Origin of the sequence: Micromonospora sp. NPDC005257, from assembly GCF_042872445.1 — a bacterium.
Lineage (GTDB): Bacteria > Actinomycetota > Actinomycetes > Mycobacteriales > Micromonosporaceae > Micromonospora.
On the sequence record NZ_JBIAKL010000004.1, the window covers coordinates 463783 to 471026 of the forward strand.

The 7244-nt window shown below is 73.8% G+C and carries 9 protein-coding genes; 8 read left to right on the plus strand and 1 reads right to left on the minus strand.

The genetic code is table 11. The features are described 5' to 3' along the window. Positions 1 to 41 precede the first annotated feature (41 nt). The gene (locus ACFYO8_RS12015) at positions 42 to 374 is read left to right on the plus strand and encodes a PadR family transcriptional regulator (RefSeq protein ID WP_041798804.1); all 333 of its coding nucleotides are present in this window, start codon (positions 42 to 44) and stop codon (positions 372 to 374) included. After that, on the plus strand, positions 371 to 1348 hold the full coding sequence (locus tag ACFYO8_RS12020) for an HAAS signaling domain-containing protein (protein WP_354864930.1): 978 nt from the start codon (positions 371 to 373) through the stop codon (positions 1346 to 1348). The genes ACFYO8_RS12015 and ACFYO8_RS12020 overlap by 4 nt, the downstream gene beginning before the upstream one ends. Before the next feature lie 82 nt (positions 1349 to 1430). Here the strand turns inward: ACFYO8_RS12020 and ACFYO8_RS12025 are convergent, their stop codons facing one another. Next, on the minus strand, positions 1431 to 1748 hold the full coding sequence (locus tag ACFYO8_RS12025) for a helix-turn-helix transcriptional regulator (protein ID WP_354864932.1): 318 nt from the start codon (positions 1746 to 1748) through the stop codon (positions 1431 to 1433). A gap of 238 nt (positions 1749 to 1986) precedes the next feature. On the opposite strand from ACFYO8_RS12025, the gene ACFYO8_RS12030 reads away from it, so the two are divergent. Genes ACFYO8_RS12030 through ACFYO8_RS12055 form a run of 6 tightly spaced genes read left to right on the plus strand, consistent with a single transcriptional unit; the run spans position 1987 to position 7095 of the window. Next, positions 1987 to 2673: a dienelactone hydrolase family protein gene (locus ACFYO8_RS12030; protein WP_355047171.1), complete on the plus strand. Its 687-nt coding sequence runs from the start codon at positions 1987 to 1989 to the stop codon at positions 2671 to 2673. Positions 2674 to 2692: 19 nt separating this feature from the next. Then, complete coding sequence (locus tag ACFYO8_RS12035; protein ID WP_355047184.1) at positions 2693 to 3406, plus strand: uracil-DNA glycosylase; 714 nt, start codon at positions 2693 to 2695, stop codon at positions 3404 to 3406. A gap of 20 nt (positions 3407 to 3426) precedes the next feature. Further along, entirely contained in the window at positions 3427 to 4155 is a 729-nt protein-coding gene (locus ACFYO8_RS12040) for a DUF4129 domain-containing protein (protein WP_355047170.1), read from the plus strand. Next, positions 4152 to 4736, plus strand: coding sequence for a hypothetical protein (locus tag ACFYO8_RS12045; RefSeq protein WP_355047169.1), 585 nt, complete (start codon positions 4152 to 4154; stop codon positions 4734 to 4736). The genes ACFYO8_RS12040 and ACFYO8_RS12045 overlap by 4 nt, the downstream gene beginning before the upstream one ends. After that, positions 4736 to 5734: a MoxR family ATPase gene (locus tag ACFYO8_RS12050; protein ID WP_355047168.1), complete on the plus strand. Its 999-nt coding sequence runs from the start codon at positions 4736 to 4738 to the stop codon at positions 5732 to 5734. The genes ACFYO8_RS12045 and ACFYO8_RS12050 overlap by 1 nt, the downstream gene beginning before the upstream one ends. Continuing rightward, on the plus strand, positions 5734 to 7095 hold the full coding sequence (locus ACFYO8_RS12055; RefSeq protein WP_355047167.1) for a DUF58 domain-containing protein: 1362 nt from the start codon (positions 5734 to 5736) through the stop codon (positions 7093 to 7095). The genes ACFYO8_RS12050 and ACFYO8_RS12055 overlap by 1 nt, the downstream gene beginning before the upstream one ends. The last annotated feature ends 149 nt before the right edge of the window (positions 7096 to 7244 follow it).

Sequence of the window (7244 nt, forward strand, 5' to 3'; positions counted from 1 at the left end):
GTCGTTGACACTAGTGCGCAATGCGCACTAGTGTGCTGAGCGTGGATACCACGCAGCTCCTCAAGGGCGTGCTCGACCTGGCGGTGCTCGCCGTGCTCAAGGACGAGGACGGATACGGCTACGACATCCTGCGGCGGCTGCGCGAGGCCGGCCTCACCGAGGTCGGCGACGCCTCGGTCTACGGCACGCTGCGCCGGCTGTTCGCCGCGGGCCTGCTCACCACGTACGTGGTGCCGAGCGAGTCCGGGCCGCACCGCAAGTACTACTCGCTGAACACCGCCGGGCGTGACCAGCTCACCCGCTCCGGCAAGACCTGGCGCTCGTTCGCCACCACCATGGACGCACTGCTCGACGATCGGGGGATGGCGGCATGACCGTCACTGGGCAGGAGATCACGGACTACGTCGACCGGGTACGCGCGGCGCTCGCCGACCTGCCGCCGGGGGTCCGCGACGAGCTGACCGAGGACCTGCCGGAACACCTCGCCGAGGTGGCCGCCGAGGGCGAGGGCGCGCTCGTGGACCGGCTGGGCACCCCCGAGGCGTACGCGGCCGAGCTGCGCGCCGCCGCCGGCGCCGAGGAGGGGCGGCGACCGGCGCGCTTCCACCGCCTGGCCGAGGCGCGGGCTCAGGCGGCCACTCAGATGCGACTGCTGGACCGCCAGCTCGGCCCGCTGCTCGGGCACGCGACGGTGAGCGACTTCCTGCGTCCGCTGCGCCCGGCCTGGTGGCTGCTCCGCGGCTGGCTGGCCGCGCTGCTGATCAGCGTGATGGTGGACGGTGCCCGGCCCGGTCTGCTGCCCCGGCCGAACGACAACGCGTCGGCCGGGCTGCTGCTGCTCATCGGCGCGGTGGTCGCGTCACTGTGGCTCGGCCGCCGTTCCGCAGGCTTCACCGGCTGGCCGCGTCGCCTGCACAGGCTGGGCACGGTCGCGCTGCTGCTGTTCGGCTTCGCGGTGCTCGTCGACGTGGACCGGAACGCAAGCTCCGACGTCTACAGCGGCTACGAGCAGACGTCGGTGGACCGGCGGTACGAGCGCATCGAGGACGTCTTCGTCTACGACCAGCAGGGGCTGCTGATCCGCGACGCGCAGCTGTTCGACCAGAACGGCGTGCCGATCCGGCTCGGCTGGCCGAACTGCCTGGACTCGTCCGGCGCGGTGCCCGCACCCCGCAACGCCTATCCGTACTGCCCGGAACTGGCCCCGTTCGGCGCACCGGCCTCGCCGTCGATCGCCCCGCCCGCACTCGCGCCCACGGACAGCGTCACCCCGTCCGCGGCCCCGACGCCCGCCGCGCCCTCTGCGTCAACCCCCAGCGCTTCCGCGCAACCCACGTCGACGCCCTGAGCGCGCTCGACCCCGCGAGATCTTGGTAGGAAGCGGCCCCCACAGGGGCCGGAACCCTCCAAGATCTCGCGGGGATTCGCTGTCAGGCGATGGCGGCGATGTCACCGTCGTCGAAGTAGATCGCCTGGTGGAGCCGGCCACCCAGCGCTGCGGCGAACCGCGCCACCACTTCCTGGCCGGAGATCTTTCCCTGCTCGATCTGGGAGACCCGTCCCTTGGTGACGCCCATCCGGTCGGCCACCTGCTGCTGGGTCAGGCCGCGCGCTCGCCGTACCTCCGCGAGGCGGTGACCGATGACCTCGGCGAGGAGTTCCTGCTTACCCGCGTCGACCGCGCCTTCCCCGCCGGCCCGGGCGACGTGGTCGGCGCGGATGTCCTGCCATCGGGAGTAGTCGCTCATGCGTTCCCCTCCTCTCGTGCACCTCGTCGACCAGGTAGACGTCCCAGTCTCCAGCTACCACGCGGCCAGTTTAGCAATCGCTATACCCGGTGTGTGTACCTGTCCGGCAGGTCGACAGGAGGTGAATGCCACTGTTGTTCCGTCTTCCCCGGGCCGGTGACCGCGTGGCACGCTACCGGCACGTAACAGCCAACTGTGCGACCAGCCAACGTTGACTGACCGCAAGGAGGACGGGCCCATGGGCGAGATGGTGAGCTTCACCGGCAACGGGGGGACGAGCGAGGGGTATCTCGCGATACCCTCCGGCGGTGCGGCCAGCCCGGCGGTCATCGTCATCCAGGACTGGTGGGGTCTCGCGCCCCACGTCCGGGCCGTGGTCGACCGCTTCGCCGAGGCCGGTTTCGTCGCCCTCGCGCCCGACTTCCGGCACGGCGGGCCGGCCGTGAAGCCGACCGAGCCGCAGCTGATGCTCAACAGCTCTCAGATGGACGAGGCGGCGACCGACATCGCCGCCGCCGCCGAATACCTGGCGAGCCGGCCGGAGGTCGCCGGCAAGGTGGGCTGCGCCGGGTTCTGCGCGGGCGCCAGCCTGGCCCTGTGGTCCGGCACGTCCTCCGAGCGCATCGTGGCCACCGCCGGGTTCTACCCGCGACTGCCCTGGGAGGGCATGGCCGCCGACTGGGCCGACTACGCCGGCAAGGCGGCGCTCATCCACTGCTCCGAGGCGGACGGCCTCTCCGCCGCCGACGGGGTGCAGAGCGTACGCCGGTCCATCGAGTCGGCCGGTGGCACCTGCCAGACGTTCGACTACCCGGGCACCGCGCACGCGTTCTTCAACGAGGACCGGCCGGAGCACTTCGACCAGCGGGCCGCCGCCACCGCCTGGGCCCGCACGCTGGAACTGTTCCGGGCGAAGCTTGGCTGAGTCGCGTACCCCGCAGGACGTGGTCGCCCGCGCCGCGCGGGCGGCCGACCTGGCCGACCTCGACGGCGCGGTCAGCGACTGCTTCGCCTGCCCACGCCTGGTGGCGTGGCGCGAGGAGGTGGCCCGGGTCAAGCGGGCGGCGTTCCGCGACCAGGACTACTGGGGGCGGCCGGTGCCCGGCCTCGGCCCGCCGGACGCGCGGATCGCCATCCTCGGCCTGGCGCCCGCCGCGCACGGCGGCAACCGCACCGGCCGGATCTTCACCGGGGACCGGTCCGGCGACGTGCTGTTCGCCGCGCTGCACCGCGCCGGGCTGGCCAACCAGCCGACGAGCGTCTCCGCCGACGACGGCCTGACGCTGCGCGACACCCGCATCTTCGCGGCCGTGCGGTGCGCGCCGCCGGACAACAAACCCACCCCGGCCGAGCGGGACACCTGCGCGCCGTGGCTGCACCGCGAGGTCGAACTGATCCGTCCCACGCTGCGCGTCGTGGTCGCGCTCGGCGCGTTCGCCTGGGCCGCGTGGTGGCCGGTGCTACGTCAGATGTACGGGCAGCGGCCGCCCACGCCGCGACCGGCGTTCGGTCATGGGGCACACTGGTCCGGCGAGTCCGTGCCGGAGTTGCTGGGCTGCTATCACGTCAGCCAGCAGAACACCTTCACCGGCCGGCTCACGCCCTCGATGCTGGACGACGTGTTCACCCGGGCGAAGCACCTGTCCGGGGTGGACTGAGCGACACCTGAGGCGGTGGGATGGATTTCGGCGTGCTGCGCAGGTGGTGGCCGGTCGTCGCGGTGGCGGCGCTGCTCGTGGCCGCCGCGTTCGCCGCCGGCCACTCCGCCATCGGCGCCAGCCGGATCCCGCCAGTGGAGAACATCCCGTACGTCCCGGAATATCCGTCCGAGGCGCCGCCGACGATCCCCGTCGAGCCCCGGGAAGCCGGCATCCCCTCCTCGAGCGGGGTGGCCGACTGGCTGGGCACCGCCGCCGTGGCCCTGGTGGCCGTGATCGTGCTGGGCGTCGTCGGCTACGTGCTCTACACCGTGGTAGGCGGCGCGCTGCGCCGGACCACACGCGCGGTGCCGGTCCGGCGCACCCGGCGGACCGCCGAGGGCACCGCCCGCGAGGTGGTGGCCGCCCTGGACGCCGGGCTGGAGGAACTGGACGACCGTGCCACCGACCCGCGAACCGCTGTCATCGCCTGCTGGGTCCGGCTGGAGGAGGCCGCCGAGGACGTGGGCGTGCCCCGGCGCACCGGCGACACCCCGACCGATCTGGTTGCGCGGCTGCTGCGCGGCGACCCGGCGGCCGGCATCCCGGCGATCGCCAGCGCCGACGTGCTGGACGGGTTCGCGCACGTCTACCGGGAAGCCCGGTACGCCACGCACCCGGTCGACGAGCGCACCCGGGACCAGGCCCGTGCCGCGCTGCGCCGGCTGCGCGGCGAGCTGACCAGCCTGGCGACGGGGGAGGCGTCGTGAGCACCAGCATCGACGACCTGCTCTCGTTCGGCGAGGAGCCCGCCGGGGAGGAGACCCGGCCCTCCGGCGGCAGCCGGGCCCGGCTGCTGCTGCGGGCCGCCGCGGTCACCGCCGCCATCGTGGTCGTGGCAGTGGTCGTCCTGCGCACGGTCGGCCTGCGGGTGCCGATCTGGATCATCGTGGCGGGTGTGCTCGCGGTGCTCGCCGTACGCCGGGTCACCACCGCGCTCTCACCCCCGCCGCCGCCCCGCGCGGGGGCCCGGGCGCCCGCCGGTGAGGAGCCCGGCACCTGGAACTGGTCCGTCCGGGACGCGTTGCGTGTCGCGATCAACGGCTGGGAGCGCCCGCTGGACTGGTGTGCCGACAACCGGGACCGGTTCAACGAGCGCATCCTGCCCCGCCTCGGCGAGCTGGCCGACGAACGGCTGCGCCAGCGCCACGGCGTCACCCGTGAGTCCGACCCGGCCCGCGCCCGGTCGGTGCTGGGCGAGCCACTGTGGACGTTCCTCGCCACCCCCGTCCGCCGCCCTCCGTCGCCGCGCGACCTCGCGGCGATCGTCGCCGAACTGGAGAAGATCTGATGAACGACGTGGACCGGAGCATGGCCCCCGCCGAGGTGGGCCGGCTCGCCCGGGCCGTCCTGGACGCGGTCGGCACCGTCGTGGTCGGCAAGCGCGACTCGCTGGAGCTGGTGCTGGCCGGCATCCTCGCCGGTGGTCACGTGCTGCTGGAGGATCTGCCCGGCCTGGGCAAGACGCTCACCGCGCGGTGCTTCGCGCAGGCGCTCGGGCTGGACTTCCGGCGACTCCAGTTCACCCCGGACCTGCTGCCCGCCGACGTGACCGGCTCGTTCCTCTACGACCAGAGCAGCGGCGACTTCGCGTTCCGGGCCGGGCCGGTGTTCACCAACCTGCTGCTCGCCGACGAGATCAACCGGACGCCGCCGAAGACGCAGTCGGCGCTGCTGGAGGCGATGCAGGAGAAGCAGGTCTCGGTGGAGGGCGTGACCTACAAGCTGGACGAGCCGTTCCACGTGCTCGCCACCGCCAACCCGATCGAGTACGAGGGCACGTACCCGCTCCCGGAGGCGCAGCTCGACCGTTTCCTGCTGCGTGTGTCGTTCGGCTACCCCAGTCACGACGAGGAGTGGGACGTGCTACGCCGCCGGATCGCCCGCCGCCGCGAGGAGGCCGAGATCAAGCCGGCGGTGGACGCGGCCACGCTGCGCGCGATGCAGGCCGCGCTGGAGGACGTGGTGGTGGAGGACTCGATCGGTCGTTACATCGTGGCGCTCACCGCTGCCACCCGGGAGCACCCGTCGGCGCTCGTCGGCGCGTCCCCGCGCGGCTCGCTGGCGCTGCTGCTGCTGTCCCGGGTGCGGGCGGTGCTCGCCAACCGCGACTACGTGGTGCCGGAGGACGTCAAGGCGGTGGCGGCGCCTGCTCTGGCGCACCGGATCACGCTACGGCCGGAGATGTGGCTGCGCCGGGTCGATCCGTCCTTCGTGGTCGGCGAGGTGCTGGAGTCGACGCCCGCCCCGGCCAGCGGCGCGCTGCCCAGCTACGCCGCCGGACGCTGATGGACCGGGCCGACGCGGCGAACGGCTGGGCGCCCACCTGGGCGCTCGGCCGGGCCGTGCTGCTCACCGGCGTGCTGCTCGTCGCCGCCGTCCTGCTCGGTCGCATCGATCTGGTGGTGCTCGCCACGCCGTTCGCGCTGGGGACCGCGTACGCGTTGCGCCGCCGTCCCGCCGGACTGCCCGAGCTGGAACTGGGCGTCGCGGACACCCGCCTGGTCGAGGGCTCGCCGATTGCCGCGACGGTCGCGGTGGCCAACCCCGACCTGGTCGGATACGACCTGGCGGTGGTCCGCACCCGGATGTCGCGCTGGCTGCGGGTGGAGCAGGTCGGCTTCGGCGGCACCGGGCTGGACGTGAGCCGCTCCGGCGGCGCGGACCGGCCGTTCGTCACCTCGGTACCCCCGGGCAGCGCCGTCGACGTGGAACTGACCGGCACCGCGCTGCGGTGGGGACGGCACCCGATCGGCCCGGCCGGGGCGCGGGTCGCCGCCGCCGACGGGCTGCTGGTCTCCCGCGCGGTGATCACCGAGCCGATCCGGGCCCGGATCTATCCGCGTACCGAGTCGTTCGACGCGGTCGAGGCGATGCCCCGGGCCGCCGGGCTGGTCGGCGCGCACCGCTCGCGGCGGCCGGGCGAGGGCGGCGAACTGGCCGGGGTACGCGTGTTCGCGCCCGGCGACCGGCTGCGCCGGATCGACTGGCGGGTGTCGCTGCGGGCCCGGCAACTGCACGTCGCGGCCACCCTGTCCGACCGCGACGCCGAGGTGGTGCTGCTGCTGGACGTGCTGGCCGAGGCGGGCCGCTCCGGCGGCGTGAACGGGACCGCTTCGGTGCTGGACACCACGGTCCGGGCCGCCGCCGCGATCGCCGAGCACTACCTGCACCGCGGCGACCGGGTGTCGATGCTGGAGTACGGGCCGTCCGCCCGCCGGCTGCGCCCGGCCACCGGGCGGCGGCAGTACCTGACCGTGCTGGAGTGGCTGCTCGACGTGCAGGCCGACTCGTCCCCGCACGAACCGTACGACCAGGTCTTCGGCCCTCAGGTGCTCTCCTCGGACGCGCTCGTGGTGGTGCTCACGCCGCTGCTCGACGAGCGGTCCGCGCAGATGCTGGCCCGGCTGGCCCGGGGCGGGCGGTTCGTGGTGGCGGTGGACACGCTGCCGGCCGAGCTGCCGGTGCCGAAGGAGCGGGGCTGGGCCGAGGTGGCGTACCGGCTGTGGCGGCTGGACCGGGACACCATGATCGGCCAGCTCCGGGAGCACGGGGTGCCGGTGGTGCGCTGGGCGGGCTCCGGCAGCCTGGACGAGGTGCTGCGCGACGTGGCCAGGTTGGCGACCGCCCCGAAGGCAGGGCTGCGGTGAGCGCGAGGAACGCAGCGAAGCGGAGTCCCGCAGTCGCGAACGATGAGGCAGCCCGGTGAGCGCGAGGAACGCAGCGAAGCGGAGTCCCGCAGTCGCGAACGATGAGGCAGCCCGGTGAGCGCGAGGAACGCAGCGAAGCGGAGTCCCGC

Bases quoted from the DNA above. Each gene is read 5' to 3' on its own strand.
- ACFYO8_RS12040 (WP_355047170.1), top strand. From the start codon at position 3,427: ATGGATTTCGGCGTGCTGCGCAGGTGGTGGCCGGTCGTCGCGGTGGCG.
- ACFYO8_RS12055 (WP_355047167.1), top strand. From the start codon at position 5,734: ATGGACCGGGCCGACGCGGCGAACGGCTGGGCGCCCACCTGGGCGCTC.
- ACFYO8_RS12030 (WP_355047171.1), top strand. From the start codon at position 1,987: ATGGGCGAGATGGTGAGCTTCACCGGCAACGGGGGGACGAGCGAGGGG.
- ACFYO8_RS12020 (WP_354864930.1), top strand. From the start codon at position 371: ATGACCGTCACTGGGCAGGAGATCACGGACTACGTCGACCGGGTACGC.
- ACFYO8_RS12025 (WP_354864932.1), bottom strand. From the start codon at position 1,748: ATGAGCGACTACTCCCGATGGCAGGACATCCGCGCCGACCACGTCGCC.
- ACFYO8_RS12050 (WP_355047168.1), top strand. From the start codon at position 4,736: ATGAACGACGTGGACCGGAGCATGGCCCCCGCCGAGGTGGGCCGGCTC.